Origin of the sequence: Frigoribacterium sp. Leaf44 (assembly GCF_001421865.1) — a bacterium.
Lineage (GTDB): Bacteria > Actinomycetota > Actinomycetes > Actinomycetales > Microbacteriaceae > Frigoribacterium.
In genome coordinates this window covers 981,171-1,006,314 of record NZ_LMLG01000006.1, presented here as the reverse complement: position 1 = coordinate 1,006,314, position 25,144 = coordinate 981,171, and the positions used below count along the sequence as shown (strand labels likewise).

The 25,144-nt window shown below is 72.9% G+C and carries 24 protein-coding genes; 9 read left to right on the top strand and 15 right to left on the bottom strand.

What is annotated here, in order from left to right; translation table 11 throughout:
• Positions 1–34: 34 nt before the first annotated feature.
• Positions 35–1,504, top strand: a complete 1,470-nt coding sequence (locus ASE87_RS13220; protein ID WP_162235888.1) for a glycosyltransferase 87 family protein — start codon at positions 35–37, stop codon at positions 1,502–1,504.
• Here ASE87_RS13220 and ASE87_RS13215 read toward each other — a convergent pair.
• The 4 genes from ASE87_RS13215 to ASE87_RS13200 are packed head-to-tail and all read right to left on the bottom strand — an operon-like array spanning position 1,492 to position 4,636.
• On the bottom strand, positions 1,492–2,559 hold the full coding sequence (locus ASE87_RS13215; RefSeq protein ID WP_056229125.1) for a sulfate/molybdate ABC transporter ATP-binding protein: 1,068 nt from the start codon (positions 2,557–2,559) through the stop codon (positions 1,492–1,494). The two genes, ASE87_RS13220 and ASE87_RS13215, sit on opposite strands and share 13 nt — an antisense overlap.
• A complete protein-coding gene (locus ASE87_RS13210) occupies positions 2,556–3,416 on the bottom strand; it encodes an ABC transporter permease (protein WP_056229122.1) in 861 nt (286 codons plus the stop codon). Before ASE87_RS13210 ends, ASE87_RS13215 begins: the two co-directional genes overlap by 4 nt.
• Positions 3,413–4,228, bottom strand: a complete 816-nt coding sequence (gene modA / locus ASE87_RS13205) for a molybdate ABC transporter substrate-binding protein (protein ID WP_056229118.1) — start codon at positions 4,226–4,228, stop codon at positions 3,413–3,415. Before modA ends, ASE87_RS13210 begins: the two co-directional genes overlap by 4 nt.
• Positions 4,229–4,231: 3 nt before the next feature.
• Positions 4,232–4,636 (bottom strand): molybdopterin-binding protein, encoded by a 405-nt coding sequence (locus ASE87_RS13200; protein ID WP_043593466.1) that lies wholly within the window; start codon positions 4,634–4,636, stop codon positions 4,232–4,234.
• A gap of 158 nt (positions 4,637–4,794) precedes the next feature.
• Here ASE87_RS13200 and moaA point away from each other — a divergent pair, with 158 nt between their 5' ends.
• Together moaA and ASE87_RS13190 are read left to right on the top strand one after the other, a co-directional pair.
• Positions 4,795–5,889, top strand: a complete 1,095-nt coding sequence (gene moaA, locus ASE87_RS13195; protein WP_369814013.1) for a GTP 3',8-cyclase MoaA — start codon at positions 4,795–4,797, stop codon at positions 5,887–5,889.
• Position 5,890: 1 nt separating this feature from the next.
• Positions 5,891–6,208, top strand: a complete 318-nt coding sequence (locus tag ASE87_RS13190) for a MoaD/ThiS family protein (RefSeq protein ID WP_056229115.1) — start codon at positions 5,891–5,893, stop codon at positions 6,206–6,208.
• Positions 6,209–6,219: 11 nt separating this feature from the next.
• On the opposite strand, the gene ASE87_RS13185 is transcribed toward ASE87_RS13190, so the two are convergent.
• Positions 6,220–7,503 carry a ThiF family adenylyltransferase gene (locus ASE87_RS13185; protein WP_082452612.1) on the bottom strand — a complete coding sequence of 428 codons (1,284 nt, stop codon included), beginning with the start codon at positions 7,501–7,503 and terminating at the stop codon, positions 6,220–6,222.
• On the opposite strand from ASE87_RS13185, the gene ASE87_RS13180 reads away from it, so the two are divergent.
• On the top strand, positions 7,502–9,169 hold the full coding sequence (locus ASE87_RS13180; RefSeq protein ID WP_056229109.1) for a glycosyltransferase family 39 protein: 1,668 nt from the start codon (positions 7,502–7,504) through the stop codon (positions 9,167–9,169). The two genes, ASE87_RS13185 and ASE87_RS13180, sit on opposite strands and share 2 nt — an antisense overlap.
• A gap of 110 nt (positions 9,170–9,279) precedes the next feature.
• Here ASE87_RS13180 and ASE87_RS13175 read toward each other — a convergent pair whose 3' ends face one another.
• The 7 genes from ASE87_RS13175 to rsmI form a co-directional block, all read right to left on the bottom strand.
• Complete coding sequence (locus ASE87_RS13175) at positions 9,280–10,218, bottom strand: 4-(cytidine 5'-diphospho)-2-C-methyl-D-erythritol kinase (protein ID WP_056229106.1); 939 nt, start codon at positions 10,216–10,218, stop codon at positions 9,280–9,282.
• A gap of 13 nt (positions 10,219–10,231) precedes the next feature.
• Complete coding sequence (locus ASE87_RS13170) at positions 10,232–10,828, bottom strand: hypothetical protein (RefSeq protein WP_056229103.1); 597 nt, start codon at positions 10,826–10,828, stop codon at positions 10,232–10,234.
• A 3-nt stretch (positions 10,829–10,831) separates the two neighbouring features.
• Positions 10,832–11,764, bottom strand: a complete 933-nt coding sequence (gene rsmA / locus ASE87_RS13165) for a 16S rRNA (adenine(1518)-N(6)/adenine(1519)-N(6))-dimethyltransferase RsmA (protein WP_082452611.1) — start codon at positions 11,762–11,764, stop codon at positions 10,832–10,834.
• Positions 11,764–12,753, bottom strand: coding sequence for a TatD family hydrolase (locus ASE87_RS13160; RefSeq protein WP_082452610.1), 990 nt, complete (start codon positions 12,751–12,753; stop codon positions 11,764–11,766). The genes rsmA and ASE87_RS13160 overlap by 1 nt, the downstream gene beginning before the upstream one ends.
• A complete protein-coding gene (gene metG, locus ASE87_RS13155) occupies positions 12,750–14,318 on the bottom strand; it encodes a methionine--tRNA ligase (protein ID WP_043593487.1) in 1,569 nt (522 codons plus the stop codon). Before metG ends, ASE87_RS13160 begins: the two co-directional genes overlap by 4 nt.
• A 96-nt stretch (positions 14,319–14,414) precedes the next feature.
• Positions 14,415–15,407 (bottom strand): NADP-dependent oxidoreductase, encoded by a 993-nt coding sequence (locus tag ASE87_RS13150; RefSeq protein ID WP_082452609.1) that lies wholly within the window; start codon positions 15,405–15,407, stop codon positions 14,415–14,417.
• Between the two features lie 93 nt (positions 15,408–15,500).
• Positions 15,501–16,328: a 16S rRNA (cytidine(1402)-2'-O)-methyltransferase gene (gene rsmI, locus ASE87_RS13145; RefSeq protein WP_056229101.1), complete on the bottom strand. Its 828-nt coding sequence runs from the start codon at positions 16,326–16,328 to the stop codon at positions 15,501–15,503.
• A gap of 46 nt (positions 16,329–16,374) precedes the next feature.
• Between rsmI and ASE87_RS13140 the strand changes: the two genes are divergently transcribed.
• The gene (locus tag ASE87_RS13140; RefSeq protein ID WP_082452608.1) at positions 16,375–18,114 is read left to right on the top strand and encodes a dolichyl-phosphate-mannose--protein mannosyltransferase; all 1,740 of its coding nucleotides are present in this window, start codon (positions 16,375–16,377) and stop codon (positions 18,112–18,114) included.
• A gap of 27 nt (positions 18,115–18,141) precedes the next feature.
• Here ASE87_RS13140 and ASE87_RS13135 read toward each other — a convergent pair whose 3' ends face one another.
• The 3 genes from ASE87_RS13135 to ASE87_RS13125 are packed head-to-tail and all read right to left on the bottom strand — an operon-like array spanning position 18,142 to position 20,918.
• A complete protein-coding gene (locus tag ASE87_RS13135; protein ID WP_056229098.1) occupies positions 18,142–19,080 on the bottom strand; it encodes a 3-oxoacyl-[acyl-carrier-protein] synthase III C-terminal domain-containing protein in 939 nt (312 codons plus the stop codon).
• Between the two features lie 49 nt (positions 19,081–19,129).
• The gene (locus ASE87_RS13130; protein WP_056229093.1) at positions 19,130–19,966 is read right to left on the bottom strand and encodes an MBL fold metallo-hydrolase; all 837 of its coding nucleotides are present in this window, start codon (positions 19,964–19,966) and stop codon (positions 19,130–19,132) included.
• A complete protein-coding gene (locus ASE87_RS13125) occupies positions 19,959–20,918 on the bottom strand; it encodes an NAD(P)-dependent oxidoreductase (RefSeq protein ID WP_056229090.1) in 960 nt (319 codons plus the stop codon). The genes ASE87_RS13130 and ASE87_RS13125 overlap by 8 nt, the downstream gene beginning before the upstream one ends.
• Positions 20,919–20,956: 38 nt before the next feature.
• On the opposite strand from ASE87_RS13125, the gene ASE87_RS13120 reads away from it, so the two are divergent.
• From ASE87_RS13120 to ASE87_RS13105, 4 genes are all read left to right on the top strand, one after another.
• The gene (locus ASE87_RS13120; RefSeq protein WP_056229088.1) at positions 20,957–22,153 is read left to right on the top strand and encodes a glycosyltransferase; all 1,197 of its coding nucleotides are present in this window, start codon (positions 20,957–20,959) and stop codon (positions 22,151–22,153) included.
• A 96-nt stretch (positions 22,154–22,249) separates the two neighbouring features.
• Entirely contained in the window at positions 22,250–23,542 is a 1,293-nt protein-coding gene (locus tag ASE87_RS13115; RefSeq protein WP_056229086.1) for an O-acetylhomoserine aminocarboxypropyltransferase/cysteine synthase family protein, read from the top strand.
• 6 nt (positions 23,543–23,548) lie between these two features.
• On the top strand, positions 23,549–24,115 hold the full coding sequence (locus ASE87_RS13110; RefSeq protein ID WP_043593450.1) for a CoA-binding protein: 567 nt from the start codon (positions 23,549–23,551) through the stop codon (positions 24,113–24,115).
• A gap of 111 nt (positions 24,116–24,226) precedes the next feature.
• Positions 24,227–25,111, top strand: a complete 885-nt coding sequence (locus ASE87_RS13105; RefSeq protein WP_056229083.1) for a sulfurtransferase — start codon at positions 24,227–24,229, stop codon at positions 25,109–25,111.
• Positions 25,112–25,144: the final 33 nt, after the last annotated feature.

Here is a 25,144-nt window from a genome sequence, read left to right as displayed (position 1 = left end):
CGACTCCCAGGGCCGATTCGGCCAGACTGGGGGCGTGCGTACTGTGTTCGCGGCCGTGGCCGTCCTCGGATTGGCCGGGGCGATCGCCTGGGGAGTCGTGAACGTCGGGTTCCTCATGAAAGAACTGCGGACCGACTTCGTCGTCTGGACCGCCGTGTGCTGGGCGCTGTTCGCCCTGGCGGTGGTGCTGCTGCGACGGGTGCCCGTGCGACACGTCACCGCTCTCGTCGTGGCGGGCACGGCCCTGGTCGGCGGGGCGGGTCTGACCGGCGTGCCCAACACGAGCACCGACCCGGCGCGCTACGCCTGGGACGGCATCGTGCAGACCGCCGGCGTCTCGCCGTACGAGTACACGCCCGACGCGGGCGAGTTGCGCGACCTGAGACCGGCGTGGATCTTCCCCGAGTCGACGCCGTTCACCCGCGACGACGGCACGATCGGCGAACGCTGCGGCGAGCCCGACCGCCAGGTGCACCGCGCCTACGACAGCCAGACCGGTGACGTCGTCTGCACGTTGATCAACCGGCCCGACGTGCCGACCATCTACCCGCCGATGGCCGAGCTGTACTTCTGGGCGGTCTCGGCCGTGGTCGGTCCCGACGCCGGGTTCTTCCCGCTGCAGGCCATGGGCTTCGTGCTCGTGCTGGGGACGACCCTGGCCCTGCTGGCGACCCTGCGCCGTCGCGGTCTCGACCCCCGCTGGGCCGCGCTGTGGGGCTGGTGCCCGCTCGTGGTCGGCGAGGGCGTCACGAACTCCCACGTCGACCTCCTGGGCGCCGTGCTCGTGGTCGCCGCGTCGTTGCTCGTCGCGACCGGTCGACGTCTCCGCGGCGGCATCGCGCTCGGGGCCGCGATCGCGACCAAGTTGATCCCGGTGATCGCGGCACCCGCCCTGCTGCGCGGGCAGCCCTGGAAGGTGATCAGCGCCTCCGTCGTCACCTTCGCCGTGCTCTACGTTCCCTACGTCGCCATGACCGGGTGGGGCGTGCTCGGGTACCTGCCGGGCTATCTGACCGAAGAGGGCTACGAGGACGGGTCGCGCTTCGTGTTCCTGTCGGCCTTCATGCCGGACGCGTGGACGACACCGGTCGCCGTGCTGATCGTCGGCGTCACGGCGGTGCTCGTGTGGGTCAGGACCCCGGCACACGACCCGTGGCTCGGACAGCTCGTGATGATCGGCGTCACGCTCGTCACGGTCAGCCCGCGCTACCCCTGGTACGCGCTGCTGCTCGTGCCGTTCGTCGCGCTGACCGGGCGGGTGGAGTGGCTGGCGATCCCGCTCGCCCTGCTCGTCCGGCAACTCGAGCCGGGCATGGCGCTGCAGCGGGCGTCGCTCGCCTCGGCCGTGCTCGTCATCCTGCTCGTGACGCTCTGGCGGGCCGGCCCCGGCTTCACCGACCGGTTGCTCGACGCCGTCGGGCACGACGTCGACCGGCTGCGTCGGGTCGTCGGCCGCCGACGGTCCGCCCCCTCGTCGGCCCCCGGGCCCGCTCAGACCAGGTAGGCGACGGCGTCCCCGGCGTCGAACGAGAACCGGACGGCGCTGCCCGGCACGAGGTCGAGGCCGGCGACCAGGCCGGGCGGGACGTCGGCCGACACGTCGCCGGCCCGGACCCGGACGACGTCCCCGCGGGGCTCGAGGTCCGTGACGACGACGTCGAGGACGTTCTCGGACGGCGTCGGACTCGCAGGGGACCCGGTCGACACGCGCACGGCGCTCGGTCGCACGGCCACCGCGGCCGCCGCGCCCGCCGCACCCGCCGGGAGCCCGTCGGCGGACCGGGCGGTCAGCAGGGTGCCGTCCTCCAGCCGGACGCCTCCCCCGTGAGCCGTGCCGGTCAACAGGTCGAGGCCCGCGAGCCCGGCCGCGAACGGCGTGGTCGGGCGTTCGAGGACGTCGTGCGTCGGTCCGGCGTCGACGACCCGACCGCCCTCGAGCACGACGACCCGGTCGGCCAGGGTGAAGGCGTCGAGGACGTCGTGCGTGACGACGATCGCCGTGCGGTCGGCCAGGACGTCGCGGAGGGTCCGTCGCAGGGCGGGAGCGACCGACACGTCCAGGGCGGCCATCGGCTCGTCGAGCAGAAGCAGGTCGGGACCCGCCGCCAGGGCGCGAGCGACGGCGACGCGCTGCGCCTGGCCGCCCGAGAGCTGCGCCGGCCGGCGGTCGGCGAGCCCCGTCGCGTCGACCCGGGCGAGCCAGTCGGCGGCACGTCGGCCGGCCTCGCGGCGCCGCACGCCGGCGCTGCGCGGGCCGAACGCGACGTTGTCGAGGGCACTGAGGTGGGGGAAGAGCAGGGCGTCCTGCGCGAGCATCGAGACGCCACGCTCGTGCGGGCGCAGCGCAGGCCCCCGCCCTCGGTCGTCGACGTCGAAGAGCACGTGGCCACCCAGCCGGGCCGTGCCGTGGTCGGGTCGCAGCAGGCCCGCGATCAACGCCAGCAGCGTCGACTTGCCCGCACCGTTCGGGCCGAGGACGGCCACCGTCTCGCCCTCGGCGACGGTCAACTCGACGTCGAAGCCGCGGTCCTCGACGACCGCCGCGAACTCGAGCGTCACGACCCGCGCCTCCTCGTGGCGGCACCGGAGGACTGGCCGGCCTGATGCGCGAGGGCGACGACGACGACCGCCACGAGGACGAGCACGAGCGACAGCGCCACGGCGGCGTCGGGGTCGGTCTCGCGTTGCAGGTAGATCTCGAGCGGCAGGGTGCGCGTGACGCCCTGCAGCGACCCGGCGAAGGTCAGCGTCGCCCCGAACTCGCCGAGGGCGCGTGCGAACGACAACACGGCTCCCGAGACGAGGGCGGGCAGCACGAGCGGCAGGGTGACCCGCCGCAGCACGGTCGTGGGTCGCGCCCCCAGGGTCGAGGCGACGGCCTCGTAGCGCGTGCCCACCGTGCGGAGGGCGCCCTCGAGGCTCAGCACCAGGAAGGGGAGGGCGACGAAGGTCTGGGCCAGCACGACCGCCGTCGTCGAGAACGCGATGGTGACGCCGAGCGCGTCGAAGGTCTGGCCGAGCAGGCCGCGGCGCCCGAAGGTGTAGAGCAACGCGATGCCCCCGACGACGGGCGGTAGCACCAGCGGCAGCAGCACGAGCGACCGCAGGACCTTCTGGCCGCGGAACTCGGTGCGGGCCAGCACGACGGCCATCGGGACGCCCAGCACGACGCAGATCAGGGTGGCCGCGACCGAGGTGCGGAGGCTGAGCCAGAACGCGGCGACCGAGGACTCGGACGTGACCAGCGGCACGAACTCGGCCCAGTCGACCCTAGACACCATGGCGACGAGAGGCAGCAGCACGAAGGCGGCACCGAGCACCGCGACCACCGCGACCCAGGCCGGGACGCTCGCGTACGCCCGGCGACGTCGACGGAGGAGGCGGGCGGAGGGCCCGGGCCTGACGGTCGAGGTCACGGACTGCCGAAGCCGGCGGACCGCAGCACGCCCTGCCCGACCTCGCCGGTGACGAAGGCGACGAACGCCTCGGCCACCTCCGGGTTCGACGTGTCGACCACGGGGGCGATCGGGTAGGTGTTGACGGCCTGGTCCGCCTCGGGGAAGTCGATGCCCTCGACGTCGTCGCCGGCGCCCTCGACGTCGGTGACGTAGACCAGCCCGGCGTCGGCCTCACCCGAGGTGACCTTGCCGAGCACGTCGGTCACCGACGACTCCTCGCTGACCGGCGAGATCGTGACGCCGGTGGCCTCCTCGACGGTCTTCGTGGCCGCCCCGCAGGGCACCTGGGCCGCGCAGATCACGGTCTTCACGTCGGGCTTCGCGAGGTCGGCGAAGTCGGAGACCCTGGCAGGGTTCGACGGCGGCACGGCGATGGTGAGGACGTTCGTGGCGAAGTCCTCGGACGCCGACGGGTCGACGAGACCGGCGTCGGTCAGCTCGGCCATGTTTTTCTCGTCGGCCGAGGCGAAGACGTCCGCGGGGGCGCCCTCGGTGATCTGCGTGACGAGATCGGACGACCCCGCGAAGGTCAGCTCGACGGTCGTGCCGGGGTGGGCCTCCTCGAACTCGTCGGCCAACTCGGTGAACGTGGTCTTGAGCGAGGCAGCGGCGTAGACGGTGATCGACCCGTCGAGCGCCGAGCCGGCGGCCGTCGGGGTCGCGCTGGTCGCCGGATCGACGCTCGCACCCGAGCAGCCCGTCAGGGCGAGGGCCGTCGCCACCGCGAGGGTTCCGGCGAGCGTCGTGACGTTCGAGGGGATTCTTCTCATGGGTCAGGCCTTCCCGCCGGGGGTCTCGATGATGACCGTCGTGGCCTTGACGACGGCGATGGCCACCGAGCCGGGCTCGAGGCCCAGCTCGCGGACGGCCTCGCTGCTCATCAGCGAGACGATGCGGTGGGGTCCGCACTGCAGTTCGACCTGGGCCATGACCCGGTCCGCCGTGATCTCGGTGACGACGCCCACCAGGCGGTTGCGTGCCGAGCGCCCCACCTCGGACGGGTCGGCGGGCAGGACGGCGTTCTTCCGGGCGAGCGTCGCGAGCGCGAGGCCGTCGACCACGCCGCGCCCGGCGTCGTCCTTCACGCTCTCGAGCAGTCCGAGGTCGATCCAGCGACGCACCGTGTCGTCGCTCACGCCGAGGAACGCCGCGGCATCCTTGATCCGTATCTGCGTCATGAGAGCGAGCCTAGTTCCGAATGCGCGGACGCGCGCCCCCGGCGGACGTCGTCGAACGAGCCTCCGACGCCGGGCGCCGTGCGCCGGTGAGCGAACGGAGGCGCGGGTCGCCTCCCCCGGACACCGCACGTTCGGCCTCGCGGGCTTAACCTCGACGGATGACCGTCTCGCTCGGACTGCCCACCATGCCCGGCCGGGCCTCCGCCGACGCCCTGCTGCCCCCGCGGCCGACGAACGACGTGGCACCCGGACTGCTCGACCGCTTCGGTCGGACCGCGACCGATCTGCGGGTCTCGCTGACCGACAAGTGCAACCTGCGCTGCACGTACTGCATGCCGGCCGAGGGCCTGCCGGCGCTCCCCCGTGAACAGGCGCTGGACGCCGACGAGATCGTGCGGCTGGTCGGCATCGGCGTCCGTGACCTCGGCATCCGGCAGGTGCGCTTCACCGGTGGCGAGCCGCTGCTGCGTGCCGACCTGATCGACATCGTGCGACGGGTCGCCGCGATCGACCCGCGGCCCGAGGTGTCGCTCACCACGAACGCCATCGGCCTGGCTCACCGCGCCCAGGCCCTCGCCGACGCCGGCCTCGACCGGGTCAACGTGTCGCTCGACTCGCTGCACGCCGAGACGTTCATGAAGGTCTCGCGTCGACCGTTCCTCGACAAGGTGCTCGCCGGGGTCGACGCCGCGGCGGCGGCAGGCCTCACCCCGGTCAAGATCAACGCGGTGCTGCTGCCGGGCATCAACGACCACGAGGCGCCCGACCTGCTCGCCTGGGCCCTGCGCGGCGGCCACGAGCTGCGCTTCATCGAGCAGATGCCGTTGGACGCCGACCGCAGCTGGGACCGCGCCTCCTTCGTCACCTCTCGGGACATCCACTCGCTGATCGCCACGCGCTTCGACCTCAGCCCCGCCGACGTCCTGCGTGACGGCGCCCCCGCCGAGCTGTTCGACGCCGTCGGCCGCGGCGACGACGCCGGCCTGACCGGGCGGGTCGGCATCATCGCCTCGGTCAGCGAACCGTTCTGCGCCGACTGCCGACGCACTCGCATGACTGCCGAGGGCGGCATCCGCAGCTGCCTCTTCAGCGGCGGCGAGACCGGCCTGCGCGACCTGCTGCGCAGCGGGGCGAGCGACCTCGAACTGGCCGACGCCTGGCGCGGTGCCATGTGGGCCAAGCCATCGGGCCACGGCATCGACGACCCGGACTTCGTCCAGCCCGAACGCACCATGAGCGCCATCGGAGGCTGAGATGACGACCACGAACCCCGCCCCCACCGTCGGCGAGGCCGCCTCGACCCCCGTCTCGGCGACGCTGCGGTTCTTCGCCGCCGCCCGCACCGCCGTGGGCCGCGACGACCAGCGCGTCGAGGTGCCCGCGGGCGAACGCCCGACCATCGGACGCCTGCTGACCGAGGTCCGCCCGGTCGAGGGCGTGTCGGCCGCGGACTTCCGCGACGTGCTGCTGCGCTGCTCGTTCCTCGTCGACGGCCTGACCACGCGCGACCGCGAGCAGCTCGTCCCCGACGGCACGGTGATCGACGTCATGCCGCCCTTCGCCGGCGGCTGACGGCAGCCCACCTAGGGCCGCGTGGGCGCCCCCTGCGCGAGCTGCCACCCGAGCATGCCGCCGTGCAGCACCGACACGTCGAAGCCCTCGCCCGCCAGCAGGTCGGCCGCGGCGCGGGCCCGGGGACCTCGGGCGCAGTAGACGACCACCCGCTGCGCCGGGTCGAGCTCCGGCCGCTGACGGGTGCGCGTGCCGTACCCGGGAGCCTGCACGTCACCGGTGATGTGGGCGAAGTCGTGCTCGTCGACCTCGCGCACGTCGAGCAAGGTGAAATCGGCGTCGCCGGCCGCGCGCGCCCCGAGCAGGGTCGACAGCTCGTCGGCGTCGACGTCGGGGCCGACGCGACGGCCGCGCACCGGTGCCTCGGTGGTGGTCGCCGACGTCCCCGGGACCGAGGACGAGGAGGCGCGGCGCGCGTCGTTCACCGTGGCCCGGGCCTCGACCCGGTGCGGGGCACGGGCCAACCGGCTCTCGCGCCACGTGCCGCCCAGGGCGTCGACGGTCACGACCCGGCCGAGCAACGGCTCGCCCAGACCGGTCAGCAGCTTGACGACCTCGCTCGCCATGCCCGTGCCCACCGTGCCGCACAGCGGCCCCAGCACGCCGACGTCGGCACAGGACTCGTCCCAGCCCGAGGCGGGCGGGGCGGGGTGGAGGTCGCGGTAGTCGACCGCCCGGCCGTCGGGGGCGTCGTCCCAGAAGACGCTGAACTGGCCGTCCCAGCGGTTGACGCTGCCCCAGACGACCGGCAGGCCACGGGCGGCCGCGGCGTCGGCCACGAGGTAGCAGGTGTCGAACGAGTCGCTGCCGTCGACCACGAGGTCGTAGTCGTCGAGCAGGTCGGCGGTGCGTTCGCTCAGGCGGAACGGGTGGGCGACGACGGTCACGTCGGGGTTCGCGGCGCGCACCCAGTCGGCGGCGGCACGGGCCTTCGGGAAGCCCAGCTGGTCGGGGCGGAACAGCACCTGGCGTTGTAGGTTCGACAGATCGACGGCATCGTCGTCGACGATTCCCAGGGTTCCCACACCCGAGGCTGCGAGATATTGGATGACCGGCGCGCCCAGCCCGCCGGCCCCGACCACCAGCACCCTCGACGCCGCCAGGCGCCCCTGGGAGCCCAGACCGAACCCCGGCAGGCGCACGCTTCGCGAGTAGCGTTCGCCCTCGGCGGGGTCGCCGCCGTGTCCGCCGTCGCGCACGTCGGCACCGTGCACGCCACCGTCGCGCACGGCCGCCCCGTGCGCGTCACCACCGTGTCGCGCGCGAGATCCGCCGAGAGGGGGAAGAGACGACATGACGAACCTCCTGAATCCGGCCGACCGTCGTTCGACCGCGCCCACTGTACCCACGACGTCCGACACCGGTCGGGGCACGACCCTCGCGCGCCTCCGGCACTGGCGTCACCTCGACGCCCTGCTGATCGGGCTGCTGGCCGCGGTGATCTCGGGTGCCTTCCTGTGGGTGCCCTCGGTCTGGTACGACGAGGCCGCGACGGTCATCTCGGCGACCCGCAGCTGGGGCCAGCTCTGGCAGATGGTCCAGACCGTCGACCTGGTGCACGCCACCTACTACGCGTTCATGCACCTCTGGTTCGACGTGTTCCCGTACTCACCCGTGTCGCTGCGCGTGCCCAGCACGATCGTCACCGGGCTGGCGGCCGCGTTCACGGTCGTGTTGGCGCGCACCCTGGCCGACCGCCGGACGGCCGTGGTCGCCGGCCTGCTGTTCTGCCTGATCCCCCGCGTGACCTGGATGGGCGGCGAGGGCCGTTCGTACGCCTTCTCGGCGATGTTCGCCGTCGTCCTGACCCTCGTGCTCGTCACCGCCGCGCGCCGCACCGCCCAGGTGGGCGAGACCCGCACCCGGGCGTCGGCGGTGCGCTGGTGGGTCCTCTACGCGGTGCTTGCCGTCGTCTCGGTGCTGTTCTTCCTGTACGTGGCCTTCGTCGTGGTGGGGCACGGCGTCACCATGCTGGTGCAGTGGCGACGGGAGCGCCGCCTCCGCGCCTCCTCCGGGTCGGTGGCGCGGTCGCACGACGCCGCGGCCCCGCCCCCGCTCGTCGGCGGACCGCACGGCGCGCGCGGCTCGTTCCTCGGCTGGTTCGCCGGCGCGGCCGTCGCCGGTCTCGCGAGCCTGCCCGTCGTGTACTTCACGTCCGAGCAGAGCGGCCAGGTCGGCTGGCTCGACCGACCGAGCTTCGCCACGATCAACCAGGTGCTGGCGACGCAGTGGTTCTACCAGAACGACCGTTTCGCCGTCTTCGGCTGGATGCTCGTGGTCGCCAGCCTGGTCGTCGTGGCCGCCGGTCTCGTGCCCCGCGCCCGGGGTCTCGCCGAGGTCGTCCTGCCCTGGATGATCGTGCCCACGGTCGGCCTCGTGGGCGTCTCGCTCGTGACCGAACCGCTCTACTCGCCGCGCTACCTGACCTTCGGCACCCCGGCGGTCGCGATCATGATGGCCGTCGCGGTGGCCGCCATCCCCTGGCGGCGGGTCATCGCGCTCGTGCTGCTGCTCGCCCTGGTGCTCACCGCCCCGACCTGGGAGCGTCAGCGACAGCCCGAGGCGAAGGACTCCGCCGCCTGGAACCAGGTGGCCGACCTCGTCGCCGAGCAGCGCGCCCTCGAGCCCGCCGGAACGACCGAGGGCGTCGTCTTCGGCCCCGTGCGTCGACACCCGAAGGCCACGTCGCGCATCATCGAGAACACCTACCCCGCGGCGTTCGAGGGCATGTCCGACTTCACGCTCGAGACCCCCGCGGCCGAGACCGGCGGCCTGTGGGAGGTCCAGCACCCGCTCGAGGACGTCATCGACCGCACCGACGACCTCGACGTCGTCTGGCTGATCACGAGCGACAAGCAGGACTGGCGCCCCCGCGTCACCGCCGACCTCGCCGCGAAGGGCTTCCACGTCGCCGACGAGTGGCACCTCACCCGCACGAACGTGCTCAAGTACGAGCGCTGAGCCCGCGAGACCCCCGCGAGTCACCGAGACCCCGCGAAGTCGCCGAGACCCCCGTGCGCGCGCGGGGGTCTCGGCGACTTCTTAGGGTCTCGGGGCCCGCGGCGAACGAGTCAATCGGTGACGACGCGGGCGCCGTGCACGGGACCCGTCGCGCGCACCACCGTGAGGCGGGCGGCGCTCAGGGCGATCTGGAGTTCGAGGGCGCCGTCGAGGTCGGGCGCGAGGAACGCCACGGTCGGGCCGGAACCCGACACGATGCCCGCCAGGGCGCCGTTTCCCTCGCCGAGCTCGAGGACGTCGGCCAGGCCCGGCTGGAGGTGCAGGGCGGGCGCCTGGAGGTCGTTGTGCATGGCGTCGGCGAGCATACCCGGGTCACCCGCGCGGAGGGCCTGCAGGACGCCGGCGTCGACGACGGGGTGCCGCACCGACCGGATCTCGCCCTGGTGCCGCAGCCGGTGGGCGTCGAGTTCGTCGTAGACGCGGGGCGTCGAGAGGCCGACGTCGGCCACGGCCAGGACCCACTGGAACTGCCCCTTCGCCAGGGCCGGGCTGAGTTCGTCGCCGCGGCCGGTGCCGATCGCGGTGCCCCCGGCGAAGGCGAACGGGACGTCGGCCCCGAGTCGGGCCGAGAGCCGCAGGAGTTCGTCACGACCGACGCCGGTGCCCCAGAGGGTGTCGCACGCGAGCAGCGTGGCGGCGGCGTCGGCCGAACCGCCCCCCATGCCGCCGGCCACGGGCACCGCCTTGTCGACGGTCAGTGCGACGCCGCCCGTGTAGCCGGTCGTCTCGGCCAGCAGGCGGGCGGCCTTGATCGCCAGGTTGGACCCGTCGGTGGGCACGCCCGACACGTCGATCGACGGACCGCCCGCGACGCTGACCGTGAAGCCGTCGGCGTGACGCGCGCGCACGTCTTCGTAGAGCGACACGGCCTGGTAGGCGGTCGCGAGGTCGTGGTAGCCGTCGTCCTGCAGGTCGCCGACGGCGAGGAAGACGTTGATCTTGCCCGGTGCACGCGTGTGGACCACGGTCGGGGCGGCCACGGACGTCATGCGTCCAACCTAGTCAGTTCTGGCGATCACTCATGACGCCGAAGGCCCGCGTCAACCCCTCTTTCACGGGCTGCACCCGTTCGGGCAGGCGCAAGCTGCCCTGCGTCAACGACACCGAGCACTTCGGACCGGCGGTCGACACCACCCGGAGGCGCAGCGTGTCCCCGTGCGCGAGGGTCCAGTCTGCGGTCGGACGCGTCGCGGACCGGGCGACGACCTCGGGCGGGCCGCCGGCGTACCGGGCGAACCGGTCGACGGCGAGGTCGAACAGTTCGAGCGGTGCACCCCTAAGGCTGCGGCCGACGGTGACCGCGTAGCTGCCGTCGGGCTGACGCCCCGGCGGCTCGACGCCGTGTTCTTGTTCGTAGCGCACCGTGATCCCCTCGGCCCACCACGGCACGACCTCGAACTCGTCGACCAGGAGGCGCGAGATCTGATCGTGGGACAGTCGCGCCGCCCCCGCGGCGTCGAGCAGCGCGAACCACTCGGCCGCACTGCGCCCCGTGCCCGACCCGAGTCGGGCGTCGCTGAGCCGCTGTTCGTCGCGCCCACGCCCGACCCCGCCCGTGCCGGGTGGCACGCCGCCGGAGCCGTTCTTGCGTCGGGGCACGGCTCAGTCGGCCTCGCCCTCGTGGGCCTCGCCCTCGTGGGCCTCGCCCTCGTCGGCGTGCAGCACGGCGGCGACGGACGCCCCGGCGAGGGCGTCGACATCGCTGACCCGGGCAACGGCGAGGAAGTCGTCGACGGTGAGTTGCTCGCCCCGCTGCGTCGGAGCGAGACCGGCTCGCTCGAGGGCCTCGGACGCCGCGGCGGACGAACCGTAGAGGGACGACAGCGACTGGCGCAGCATCTTGCGACGCTGCTGGAACGCGGCGTCGACGAGGGCGAACGTCGCCCGACGTTCGAGTTCGCTGCCCCGGGCCGGCTTGCGGTCGAAGGCGACGAGGATGCTGTCGACGTTGGGCACCGGCCAGAACACCTGGCGGCTGACCTGACCCGCGGCACGGAATTCGCCGTACCACGCGGCCTTGATGCTCGGGCCGCCGTAGACCTTCGAGCCGGGCTCGGCGGCGAGACGCAGACCGACCTCGGACTGCACCATGACGAGCCCGTGCTCGAGCCCGCCGAAGTGTTCGAGGAAGTGCAGCAGCACCGGCACGCTGACGTTGTACGGCAGGTTCGCCACGAGGTGGGTGGGCTCGTCGGGCAGGGTCGTCACGCGCAGGGCGTCGTCGACCACGACGGTGAGGTCGGCCGCCGGCTGCAGCTGTGCGACGGTCTTCGGCAACTGCTCGGCGAGGCGCTTGTCGATCTCGACGGCCACCACCTTGGCACCCGCCTCGAGCAGGCCGAGGGTGAGCGAGCCGAGACCGGGGCCGATCTCGACGACGGTCATGCCGGCCGAGACGCCCGACGCGGCAACGATGCGGCGCACGGTGTTGGCGTCGTGGACGAAGTTCTGCCCGAGCTTCTTGGTCGGCTGCACGCCCAGCAGATCGGCGAGGTCGCGGATCTCGGCGGGGCCGAGCAGGGTGGCGCGCGACATCAGCCCTCGACCGTCACGGGTTCGCTGTCCCAGGTGCCGTAGACGAGCTCGGTCGTCGACGAGATCTGGGCGGCGAGCATCGACACGTCGGTGCCGATCGTCTCGGCCATCGACCGCAGCGTGAACGGGATGAGGTACGGCGCGTTGGGCCGACCACGGTAGGGCACCGGCGTCAGGTAGGGCGCGTCGGTCTCGACCATGATCAGGCTGCGAGGCAGCTGCACCAGGGCGTCACGCAGGGGCTGGGCGTTCTTGAACGTCACCGTGCCGGCGAAGGACGCGTACCAGCCGTTCTCGGCGAGGATGCTCGCCAGCTCGGGCCCGCCGCTGAAGCAGTGGAACACGGTGCGTTCGGGAGCGCCCACCTCGAGCAGCAGGTCGACCACGTCGTCGTGGGCGTCGCGGTCGTGGATCTGCAGCGCCAGGCCGTGGCGCTTGGCGATCTCGATGTGGCCGCGGAAGGCCTCGAGCTGGGCCGCGCGACCGTCGTCGCCGGTGCGGAAGAAGTCGAGGCCGGTCTCGCCGACGGCGCGGACGCGTGGGCGGGCGGCGAGCCCGTCGAGCTCGGTGAGGGCGTCGTCGAGGGTGCCCGCGGCGGCGAGGGCCGGCGCCTCGTTCGGGTGGATCGCGACGGCGGCGAGCACGCGGGGCTCGCGGCTGGCGATCTCGGCCGACCAGCGGGACGTCTCGAGGTCGGTGCCGACCTGCACGACGCCGCGGACGCCGACGGCCGAGGCCCGGTCGAGGTGCTCGCGGTAGTCGAGGGGGCCGTCACCGTCGTCTCCGACGCCGTCGGCGATCTCGAGGTGCGTGTGGTTGTCGTAGACCGGGACGACGAGGGGCTGAGGAGGCGCGGGGTAGGTCAGGTCGCGCTTCTGGCCGTCCGCGCCCGACGAGCGGTGTCGGACGTGCGCCGCCGGGCCACCTGCGGTCGCGCCTCCGCCGCCCGGGCCGCCGGTCACGCCGTCACCTGACGTGTCGTCGCTCATGCCGCGGGCTCGGGCTGTTCGATGCGCGGGAAGAGTCCGGCGGCGAGCGGCTGGACCTCGGGAGCGCTGGACCACTCGGCCGCCCGGTCGACGGGCTGGCTGGTCAGCTCGCCCTGGCCGATCGACTGCCACAGGGTGTGCGTGGCCGTCGGGATGAAGGGCGACAGCAGCACGGTGAGGGTGCCGAGACCCCGCAGGGCCGTGGCGAGGACGGTCGCGAGACGCTCGCGCTGCGACGAGTCCTTCGCGATGGCCCAGGGCTCTTGCTCGGTGATGTAGCCGTTCAGCTGGTCGACGAGCTGCCAGATGGAGGCCAAGGCCTCGTTGATGGCGAAGCGGTCGATCGCCGCGTCGGCCTCGGCCGTGACGCGCAGCTCGGTCTCGCGCACGGCGAGGTCGGCCTCGGTCAGGTCGCCGGCGACGGGGACGGTGCCGTCGAAGTACCGGGTGATCATGGCCACGACGCGCGAGGCCAGGTTGCCGAACCCGTTGGCCAGCTCGGCCTGGTAGCGGGCCGCGATGTCTTCCCAGCTGAAGTTGCCGTCCTGGCCGAAGGTGATGGCGCGCATGAAGTAGTAGCGGAACGCGTCGGCCCCGAAGACGTCGGTGATCTGCTGCGGGGCGATGCCCGTGAGCTTCGACTTCGACATCTTCTCGCCGCCGACCAGCAGCCAGCCGTGACCGAAGACGTTCTTCGGCACCGGCAGCCCGGCCGCCATGAGCATGGCGGGCCAGATGACGGCGTGGAACCGCACGATGTCTTTCCCGACGAGCTGCACCGCCGGCCAGCGCCGCTGGAACTCGTCGTCGTCGACGCCGTAGCCGATCGCCGTGACGTAGTTGAGCAGGGCGTCGAACCACACGTAGACGACGTGCTTCTCGTCCCAGGGCACCTTGACGCCCCAGTCGAAGCTCTGTCGCGAGATCGAGAGGTCGCGCAGACCCTGCTTGACGAACGAGACGACCTCGTTGCGCACCGAGTCGGGCTGCACGAAGTCGGGCTGGGCCTCGTAGAGGTCGAGCAGTCGCTGCTCGAAGTCGCTCATGCGGAAGAAGTAGTTGCTCTCTTGCAGCACCTCGACCGGGATGCTGTGGATCGCGCAGACCTGCTCGCCCTCGTAGGCGCCGGTGCCGGGCACCAGGTCGCTCGGCTGCTTGTACTCTTCGCAGCCGACGCAGTAGAAGCCCTCGAACTCGCCCTGGTAGATGAAGCCGTCGTCGTAGAGCTTCTGCAGGAACTTCTGCACGCCGGCCTCGTGGCGGGCGTCGGTCGTGCGGATGAAGTCGTCGTTGGCGATGTCGACGGTCTTCAGCAGGGGCTTCCAGGACTCGGTGACGAGCTTGTCGGCCCACTCTTGCGGAGTCACGCCGTGGCTCGTGGCGGTGCGCAGGATCTTCTGACCGTGCTCGTCGGTGCCGGTCAGCAGCCAGGCGTCGTCACCCCGCTGACGGTGCCACCGGGCGAGCACGTCGGCTGCGACCTCGGTGTAGGCGTGACCGATGTGCGGCACGTCGTTGACGTAGAAGATGGGCGTTGCGATGAAGAAGGAGTCGCCGGCGGGCATGGGGACCATCTTAGGTGGGGGCACCGACGTGATGACGCGACCCGCGCCTCCTGCGTCCGCCGTCGGGGACGAGGAGGCGCGGGTCGCGTCGACCGGTCAGGTCGCGTCGTGCTCCTCGGTGCGGTCGTCGGAGCCGGCCCGCTCGCCGGCGTGCTCGCCCGGGTACTCGACGACGTCCATGCCGAGCACGTACTTGCCCCGGGCGTGGCCGTCCTCGAGGTCGCGGTAGGCGTCCTTGACGTCGTCGAGGGGGAAGATCCCGTCGATCGGCACCATGATCTTGTTGGTCGAGATCAGCTCGAGCAGCTCGGACAGCACGGCCTGCGACGTCGCCTGGGCGCTGCCCTCGGCCTTGACGCCGTGCTGCTCGACGGCAGCGAAGTCGATGATCGTGTCGATGCGCTGCGGCGCGACGCCGAGCTCGAGGGCGTACCCGACGTTTCCCTGGCCGAAGCAGTCCACGAACGCGTCCACGCCCTGGGGGGCGGCCTCGCGGATGCGGTCGACGACGCCGTCGCCGTACTCCACGGGCGTGACGCCGAGCTGCCGCAGGAAGTCGTGGTTGCGCTCGCTCGCCGTGCCGATCACGGTGAGCCCGCCGAGGACGGCGAGCTGCGACACCATCACGCCGACGCCGCCGGCCGCGGCGGAGACGACGATCGTGTCGCCCTCGGTGGCCTGCACGGCACGCAGCGCGGCGTAGGCGGTGGGTCCGGTCACGCTGATGCTGCCCGCGACCTCCCACGGCACGTTCTCGGGCTTCGCCACGAGTTCGTCGTGGTCGACGACGACGAACTCGGCGTGCGAGGACCGGTTCGCCCACCCGACGACCTCGTCACCGACGGACCACTCGTCGACGCCCGCGCCGACCTCGTCGACCACGCCGGCGAAGTCGGTCCCCTGCCCCGACGGGAACGCCGCGGGGAACGCGTCGTGCATCAGTCCGGCGCGGATGGCCGCCTCACCGGGGTTCAGGCCCGCCGCCTTGACGGCGACCACGACCTGGCCGGCACCCGCCTCGGGCTTCGCCACCTGCTCGACCTTCAGCTCGTCGATGTCGCCGTACTGCTCGAAACGGACCGCCTTCATGTCGTACCTCCTGCTCGTGGTGGGCCGCGCCTCCGCCGGGCACGCGCCTCCTCCGAGCTTGCACCCGCCGGGCTGGGCGGGGTACGCCACGCCCTACGCGCGGGGCGGGCGGGCGGCGAGGGCGGCCTGGTAGAGGTCGCGCCTCGACAGACCCGTGGCGGCGGCCACGTCGGCGGTGGCCTCTTTGAGGCGGGTGCCGTCGGCGACGAGGGCCTGCACCTGCACGAGCCCGGCGGCGAGGTCGACGACGCGCTCGGGGGCGCCCTCGACCACGAGGCAGATCTCGCCTCGGACGCCTTCGGCCGCCCACTCGGCGAGCTCGGCCGCGCTGCCGCGGCGCACCTCTTCGTGCAGTTTGGTCAGCTCGCGGCAGACGACGACGCGACGCGAGGCCCCGAGGGCCGTCACGAGGTCACCGAGCGAATCGGCCAGGCGGTGCGGCGACTCGAAGAACACCATGGTGCGCCGCTCGTCGGCGAGCGCGCCCAGCACGCGCAGCCGGTCGCCCTGCTTCCGCGGAAGGAAGCCCTCGAAGCTGAAGCGGTCGGTGGGCAGCCCCGAGACGGCGAGCGCGGTGAGCACCGCGGACGGGCCGGGGATCGCCGTGACGGTGACTCCCGCGGCCGCGGCCGCCTCGACGAGCGGGAACCCGGGGTCGCTGATGGCGGGCATGCCGGCGTCGGTGAGCACGACCACGTCGGAGGAGCGGGCCAGCTCGACGATCTCGCCCGCCTTCTCGCGCTCGTTGTGCTCGTGCAGGGCGATCAGGCGGGGGCGGTTCTCGACGCCCAGGGCACGCATGAGGTGGATCGCGGTGCGCGTGTCCTCGGCGGCGACGACCTCGGCGTTCGAGAGCGTCTCGATCAGGCGGCGGCTGGCGTCGCCGAGGTTTCCGATGGGGGTGGCGGCGAGCACGATCACCCGCCCATTGTCCCCCGGCCCCGGACCGCCCACTTACGATGGCCCGATGACGACCGGGCCCGAGCGCGAATTCGACGCGCTCGTCGAGACCGACACCGCGCCTCCTGCCCGTCCGGTGGCGGGCGAGCCGGCCCTCGTGCCGGCCGGTCCGCTCGCCGGCCGGGCGATCGTCCCGGACGTCGGCACGCCGGTCGAGGACGCGAGCGCGGCCCACGCCCGCGAGGCTCCCCCGACCCGGCTGGACGCCTGGTGGGGTCGCGTGCTGCGCACCCCGGTCAGGAGGCGCGTCTGGGCCTGGGCGGGCCCGCTCGCGGTCACGCTGCTGGCCGCGGTGCTGCGGCTGTGGCACCTCAACTCGCCCGCGACGCTCGTGTTCGACGAGACGTACTACGTCAAGGACGCCTGGTCGCTGTTCAACCTCGGCTACGAGGGGTCGTGGCCGGCCGACTACGACCCGACCTTCGCCGCCGGCGGGGTCGACGGGTTCCTCGCCGCACCGTCGTTCGTGGCGCACCCACCCCTCGGCAAGTGGCTGATCGGCCTCGGCATGGCGGCGGTCGGCCCGGAGAACCCGGCGAGCTGGCGCATCAGCACGGCCGTCGTGGGCATCCTCGCCGTCGCCCTGGTCGCGGTCATCGGGTCGCTGCTGCTGCGGTCGACGCTGCTCGGCACGCTGGCGGGGTTCTTCCTCGCGATCGACGGGCACGCGATCGTCATGTCACGGGTGGCCCTGCTCGACAACTTCGTGATGTTCTTCGGCCTGCTGGCCTTCGGGGCGGTGCTGCTGGACCGCCGGCAGAGCGCCCGGCGGCTCGAGGCCTGGCGGGCGAGGAGGCGCGGTGCCGGTCGCGACATCGCCTGGGGCCCTGCCCTGTGGGCGCGTCCCTGGCTCGTCACGGCCGGCCTCCTCTGCGGACTGGCGACGGCCGTCAAGTGGAACGGCCTGTACTTCCTGGCGTTCTTCGCGGTCTACACGGTGATCGTCGACATGGTGGCGCGCCGCCGGGCCGGCGTGGAGTTCTGGCTGTCCGGCACGCTCTTCAAGCAGGCACCGGTGAGCTTCCTGCTGACCGTGCCCGTCGCCGTGGTGGCCTACCTGGCGAGCTGGACCGGTTGGTTCGTGACGTCGGGCGGTTACTACCGCAGCTGGGTCGAGGACGGCGGCACGCGGTGGACGGGCGCCCTGGCGTGGGTGCCCGACGTCGTGCAGAACTTCTGGCACTACCAGGCGGGCGTCTACGGGTTCAACGTCGGTCTGCACACCCCCCACGCCTACCAGGCGAACCCGCTCACCTGGCTGCTGATGCTGCGGCCGACGAGCATGTACTACCAGGGGTTCGACGAGGGCCAGGGTGGCTGCGACGTGGCCCGGTGCGGCGAGGCGATCACCTCGGTCGCGAACCCGCTGATCTGGTACGCGGCGGTCGCGGCCTGCCTCTACCTCGTCTACCGCGTCGCGCGGTACCGCGAATGGCGGTACGGGGCGATCCTCGTCGGCGTCGCGGCGGCCTACCTGCCGTGGCTGGCGTTCACCGACCGGACGGTGTTCCAGTTCTACACGATCGCGTTCGAGCCCTACCTCGTGCTCGGCCTGGCCGCGGTGCTCGGCATCGTCCTCGGACGACGCACCGACGATCGGTCCCGTCGACTGAGCGGCATCGGCGTCACGGCGATCGTGGTCGTCGTCGCCGTCGCCGTGTCGGTCTTCTTCTACCCCTTGTGGACGGCGCAGCTCGAGGACTGGGAGTTCATCCGGTTGCACTACTGGATCCCCAGCTGGAAGTAGACGCGGGGGCCCGGCCGTCGCCGTCGCCTAGAGCCGCAGGGCGAGTGCGTTCGCGGTGAGACCGGCCGCCGTGCCGCAGAGCAGGACGGTGTCGCCGCGACCCAGGCGGCCGTCGTCGAGACAGCGGGCCAGCGTGTACGGCACGGACGCCGAGACCATGTTGCCGTACTCGGCCACGGCGTCGACGTACGTCCCGGGCGCCATGCCGAGCCGGCGCATGGCGATGCCCAGCGCTCCGCTCGCCTGGTGCGGCACCACGAGGTCGACGTCGTCGAGGCCGAGGCCGGCCTTCTCGAAGAACGACGCGAAGAAGCCCGGCAGCACGGCGAGCATCCCCATGAGCGCCCGCCGACCGTTCATGTCGAAGAGGTAGTCCCTCGGGTCGCCGTCGGCGTAGGCCTGCGCCGGGTGCCGCGACAGCCCGCCGCGGAGCTCGGTGTCGTGCGCGTGCTCCGGCCAGGTGCGCTGCAGGCTCGCGATGACGCCCGGCCCCTCGGGATCGTCGGCGCCGCGGGTGAGGACCACCGCGGCCGCCGCGTCCGAGAACAACTCGAAGCTCTCGCGCTGGCCGGGGTCGAGGAACCTCGAGCCGACGTCGCCCGAGACGATCAGCACGTTCTCGTACTCGCCGTCGGCCAGGTAGCGGGAGGCGACGTCGACGGCCGTGACGAAGCTGGTGCAGGTCGAGTTGACGTCGAACGCCGCGGCCGCCGCGCCCGGTGCGACCCGCTCCATGACCAGTGCGGCGGTGCACGGGATGGGCTGGACGCCGGCGGCGCAGGCCGCGATGACGCAGTCGACGTCGTCAGGGCGCAGGCCCGCACGCTCGAGGGCCTGTTCGGCGGCCGCCGCGAGCATGTCGAGCTGCGAGGTGTGGTCGGCGATCCGGTACCGGGTCTGGGACCCGAAGGTCACCACCTCGTCGGGCAGATAGGTGCCCCAACCGGCGATCTGGCAGTTCTTCATGGTCGTCCCCCTCGTGTCGACGCGCACCGGACCCCCGCCGGTGCGCTCCTCAGAGTAGGTCCGTCCGGGTCGGGTGCGGGTCGTGGGCGAGCAGCAACCGCGCGCCGGACCGTTCGGCCGCCAGGAGCGACCGGGCCGTGCGGGCCTGTGCGGCACCGTCGTGGGCCACCAGGCGGGGCACCGCACGGAGGCGGGCCTCCTGGCCCAGCAGGTCACGTCCCCAGGCCGCGTCGCCGGCGAGCACGACCCGCCCCTCGACGAGGGCTCCCAGGTGACCCCGGGCGTGACCCGGCAGGTCGACGAGCAGGTAGCGGTCGTCGTCGAAGGGGTCGGCGACGCGCAGCCCGAACGGCCCCTCGGCGAAGTCGGACACCACCGTCGCCCGGCCGACGTCGAACCCGTCGGGCAGCAGACGGCGCAGCACGCCGTCGCGCAGCCGCGGCCGGCCGAGGGTGCGGGCCAGACCCTCGCTGAGGACGAGCGTCGCGTGCGGGAAGGACCGCAGGCCGCCGACGTGGTCGGGGTGCAGGTGCGACAGCACGACGTGGGTGACCGTGGCGGGGTCGACCTGTTCGGCGATCGTGGCGCCGGCGGGCACGGTCGGCGGCAGGAGGCGCCGGTACGCCCAGGCCGCGGGCCCGGCCCGCCAGGGCAGCGGGGCGTAGCCGGTGTCGAAGAGGACCCGCCGGGTGGCGGACGTCCAGAGGAACGCCCCCGACGGGAAGACCCGTCGCCCCCGGGCGCCTCCCCGCGTCAGCAGGCCCATGTCGTGGCCGGTCTCGCCGCAGGCGAAGTACTCGAGGCGGGTCGCCGTCGAGTCGGGCGCGTCGGCCCCCGGCACGTCGCCCCCTGGCGCGTCGGCCCCCGGTGCGTCGCGGTCACGCACGCGCGTACCCCGCGAGGCTCTCGTCGAGGGTCACCTCGGGCTCGTAGCCGAGCAGTCGCCGCGCCTTCGAGATGTCCAGGGTCTGCGAGTGCGCGATGGTCGTGACGGTGTACCGGGTCATCGGCGGCTCGGGGCGCCCCGGCAGCACCGAGCAGACGCCCTCGAGCGCGCCGGCGAGGGCGTAGGCGGCCCGCGCCGGGACGGGGCGGCCCCGCAGGGGCAGGTCGAGGCCGCGCAGCAGCTGCTCGAGGACCTCGCCGAAGGGACGGGGATCGCCGTTCGTGACGTTGAACGCCTCACCGTGCACCCCCTCGGCCGTGGCCGCCAGCCGGATCGCGAGTGCGACGTTCTCGACCGACGTCAGATCGACGAGCCCGCGGCCGCCCCGCATCAGCGGCACCCCGACCCGGGCGTGGACGCGCAGCAGGCGCGGGACGAGGCTCGGGTCGCCCGGCCCGACGATGCCGCGCGGCCTCAGCACGACGATCTCGGGCGCGTCCGACCGGGCGGCGGCGGCCGACAACAACGCCTCGGCCGCGAGCTTGGAGCGGATGTACTCGTTCATGGGGCGTCGCGCGTCGACCTCGTCCTCGCGGATGCCCACCCGGTCGCGGGGTGCCGCGTAGATCCCCGGCGACGACAGGTGCACGAGACGCCGAGCGCCCACCCGCCGGGCGAAGTCGAGCACGCGCGCCGTGCCGGTCACGTTGGCGTGCTCGAACTCGGTCCGGCGACCCCACGGCGACGAGAGCGCCGCGCAGTGCACGACGACGTCGACCCGGTGGGAGGCGCGGGCCAGGTCGTCGAGGTCGCCCACGAAGGTCTCGCCCCCGGTCGGCAGCCGGTCGGCCCGACGGCCCGCCGCGACGACGTCGTGGCCACGGCGGCGCAGGTCGCGGACGACGTGACCCCCCACGAACCCGCTGGCACCGGTGACGAGGTAGGAGTCCATGCCCGAATGCTAGACGGATCGGTCCCTAGGATCGGACCGTGCGCATCGCTCTCGTGACCGACTACTACCCGCCCACGCTCGGCGGGGTGCAGACCGCGGTGAAGGCGCTCGCCGAGGCCCTCGCGGCCGCCGGACACGAGGTCACGGTGTTCTGCCCCCTGGCCGGGCCGTCCGACGACGCCGGGGTGGTCGCGCTGCCGGTGGCGAGGTGGTTCCGCCCCGACGGCTACCCGTTCGCCTGGTCGCCGCGCCGCGTCGCCGACCGGCTGCGCCGCGAGTTCGTCGACCGTCGCATCGAGGTGGTGCACACGCACTCCGAGATGTTCGCCGCCCTGGGCGCCATCACGGCGGCCCGGTCGCTCGGTCTGCCCGTCGTCCACACGATGCACGGCCGGGTCGACGTCTACACGGCTCACGCCCTGCCCCTGCCCGCGGTGACGACGGCACTGCTCGGCGCCCTCCACGCCCGACACGTGAGCCGGCGGGGGCTCCGGGTCGAGCCCGGGACGCCGTACACCGCGACCGTCTCGGCCCGCCGGATGTGGCGGCTCATGCTCGCCCAGTCCCGGGCCAGCGCCCACGTCTTCGTCCCCTCGGCCCACTTCGCCCGCAAGCTCGTCGCCCAGGGCGTGACGACCCCGGTCAGCGTGTCCTCGAACGGACTCGAGCCGTCGGTGCTGGCGGCGATCGGTGAACCCGCCCCGCGCCTCCTCGTCCCCGGCGAGACGGTGACCGTCGTCTGGGTGGGGCGCCTCTCGCGAGAGAAGAGGCCCGCGGCGCTGGTCGAGGCCGCGCTCCGACTCGGGTCGGCTGTGCGGGTGGACGTGTACGGCGACGGCCCCGAGCGGCGCGCGCTCGAGCGGCTGGGCGGGCCCGTGACGCTGCACGGAGCCGTCCCCCACGCCGAGGTGCTCGCCGCGATGCGCCGGAGCCACCTGCTCGTCTCGAGCTCGGTCGACTTCGACAACCAGCCCATGGTGATGCTCGAGGCGATGGCGACGGGACTGCCCGTCCTGTACTGCGACCCCGACCTCGCCGAGGTGGTGCCGTCCGGCGGTGGCTTCGTCACCCCGACGCCCGACGTCGACGGCATCGTCGACGAAGTCCGCCGGCTGGTGCGCGAACCGGACGCCCTCGGCGCGGCGAGCGCCGTCATGGTGGCCGAGCGCGATCGCGCGGCGCAGCACGCCGACGACGCCGTCGAGGTCTACGCCCGGGTCGTGGCCCGCGGCTGACCGACGTCTCCTCCCCCGTAGGAGGCGCGGGTCGGCCGTGTTCCGCCGTGTGACGTCCCGGGTCCCCGCGTGACGCCCAGCGGCTAGCGTGGGGGCATGGCAGATCGTGAGTACGGCTTCCGCACGCGGGCGATCCACGCGGGCAACATCCCCGACGCGGCGACGGGAGCGCGGGCGCTGCCCATCTACCAGACCAGCGCCTTCGTGTTCGACGACACGGACGACGCGGCGGCGCGGTTCGCCCTGCAGAAGTACGGCAACATCTACAGCCGCCTCGCCAACCCGACCACCGCCTCCTTCGAGGAGCGCGTCGCCAGCCTCGAGGGCGGCCTCGGTGCCGTCGCCACGGCGAGCGGGCTCAGCGCCCAGTTCGTCACCTTCGCCTCGCTGGCCGGCGCGGGCGACCACATCGTCGCCAGCGCGAACCTCTACGGCGGGTCGATCACCCAGCTCGACGTCACGCTGCGTCGCTTCGGCGTCGAGACGACCTTCGTGCAGTCCTCCGACCCGGCGGACTACGCCGCCGCGATCCGACCCGAGACGAAGCTGGTGTTCGTCGAGACGGTCGCCAACCCGTCCGGCGAGGTCGCCGACCTCGAGCGCCTCGCCGACGTCGCCCACGCGCACGGCCTGCCGTTGATCGTCGACTCGACCATCGCCACGCCCTACCTCAACCGGCCGATCGAGTGGGGTGCCGACGTCGTCGTGCACTCGGCCACGAAGTTCCTCGGCGGGCACGGCACCACCCTCGGCGGCGTCGTCGTCGAGTCCGGGCGCTTCGACTGGGACAGCGAGCGCTTCCCGCTCTTCGACCAGCCCGTGCCGAGCTACGGCGGGCTGAACTGGTCCGGCAACTTCGGCGAGTACGCCTTCCTCACCCGGTTGCGCGCCGAGCAGCTGCGCGACATCGGGCCGGCCCTCGCTCCCCACTCGGCCTTCCTGCTCGCCCAGGGCGTCGAGACCCTGCCGTTCCGCATGCAGGCCCACGTCGACAACGCCCGCCAGGTCGCCGAGTGGCTCGACGCCGACCCGCGCATCGAGCGCGTCCGCTGGGCCGGGCTGCCCGGGCACCCGCACCACGAGCGTGCGGCGAAGTACCTGCCGAAGGGCCCCGGCTCGGTCTTCACCTTCGAGCTGAAGGGCGGTCGTCCGGCCGGCAAGACCTTCATCGAGTCGGTCGAGCTCGCCAGCCACCTCGCCAACATCGGCGACGCGAAGACGCTCGTCATCCACCCGGGCTCGACCACCCACGCCCAGCTCAGCGAGCAGCAGCTCGTCGACGCGGGCGTGCTGCCCGGCTCGGTGCGCATCAGTGTCGGCATCGAAGACCCCGACGACATCATCCACGACCTCGACCAGGCGCTGGCCGCGGCGACGAAAGGCGAGTGACCCGACGTGACCGACACCGTCACCACGCAGCTGACCAACGGGCTGACCTGCGAGCTGCCCTCGTCGTCTCCCCTCGCCAAGCTGCTGAAGTCGCAACGCACCTGGGTCGGGCCGTCGGCCCGCGAGCGGCAGGCGATCCTGCGGTCGGCGAAGAGCGTCGCCGTCGTCGGCGCCTCACCGAACCCCAGCCGGTCCAGCTCGTTCGTCGGCACGTACCTGCAGCAGTCGACCGATCTGCGCGTCTACTTCGTCAACCCCCGCGCCGACACGATCCTCGGCCAGAAGGCCTACCCCGACCTGGCCTCGCTGCCCGAGGTCCCCGACGTCGTCGACGTGTTCCGCAAGGCCTCCGACATCCGGTCGGTCGTCGACGACGTCCTGGCGATCGGCGCGAAGACGATCTGGGTGCAGCTCGGCATCTACGACGAAGAGGCCGCCCGCTACGGCGAAGAACAGGGGCTCACCGTCGTCATGGACCGCTGCATGAAGGTCGAGCACGCCCGGTTCAACGGCGGGCTCAACCTCATGGGCTTCGACACCGGTGTGATCACCGCGAAGAAGGCCGGTCGCTGACACGTCCGTCGGGGCCCGTGACGGTCTCCCCGGCTGTTCCGGCGCAGACCCTGTGACGATTCGTTGCGGACTCAGGGTCCGATGTCACCTGTCGGAGTTAGCGTGGCCCGCATGGCACCCGTCCTCACCTCACCCGTCGTCTCGACCCAGTGGTTGGCCGACCACCTCGGGGCCGACGACCTGACGATCGTCGACGCGACCGTTCTCGTCGACCTCGGACTCGACGGCGACACCGACCACGCATCCGTCGCCTACGCCACCGGCCGGGACGGGTTCGAGCACGACGGGCACGTCCCCGGGGCGGTCCTGGCCGATCTGGTCGCGGAGTTCAGCGACCCCGACTCGGGCCTGCCCTTCACCCGTCCCGGCGCCGCGCGCTTCCAGGCCGCGGTCGCCGCCCTGGGCGTCTCGAACGACAGCACCGTCGTGGTCTACGACACGGTCGACGGCCGCTGGGCGTCCCGCCTGTGGTGGCTGTTCCGCGCCTACGGGCACGACGCCGTGGCGGTGCTCGACGGCGGGTGGTCGCAGTGGCTCGCGCAGGGCAAGCCGTACGACCTCGGTGACGTCCTGCCGACGCCCGCCCCGTTCGTCGCGACCGAACGTCCCGACCACTGGGTCGACAAGGCCTTCGTCGAGTCCGTGGTGGCGGGCGACGAGAGAGCAGCGCTCGTCTCCGGTTCGCCCCGCGACGAGTTCGACGGCACGTCGAGCCCGCTCACCCGCGCCGGGCACATCCCCGGCAGCGTCAACGTGCCGGCCGAGACGCTCCTCGCCGACGACGGCACCCTCGCCCGCGACCCGGTGCTCCGCGACCGCCTCGCCGTCGTGCCCGACGAACCGCGCACGGTCGTCTACTGCGCCTCGGGGGTGTCGGCCAGCGTCGACGCCCTCGCCTTCGCCGTCCTCGGCCGCCCCGACGTCGCGGTGTACGACGGTTCGCTCGCCGAGTGGGTCGCCGACCCGGCCGCACCGCTCGTCCCCGCCGCCGCCTGACTCCCCCATCCGACAGCCCGCACGGTGCCCCTC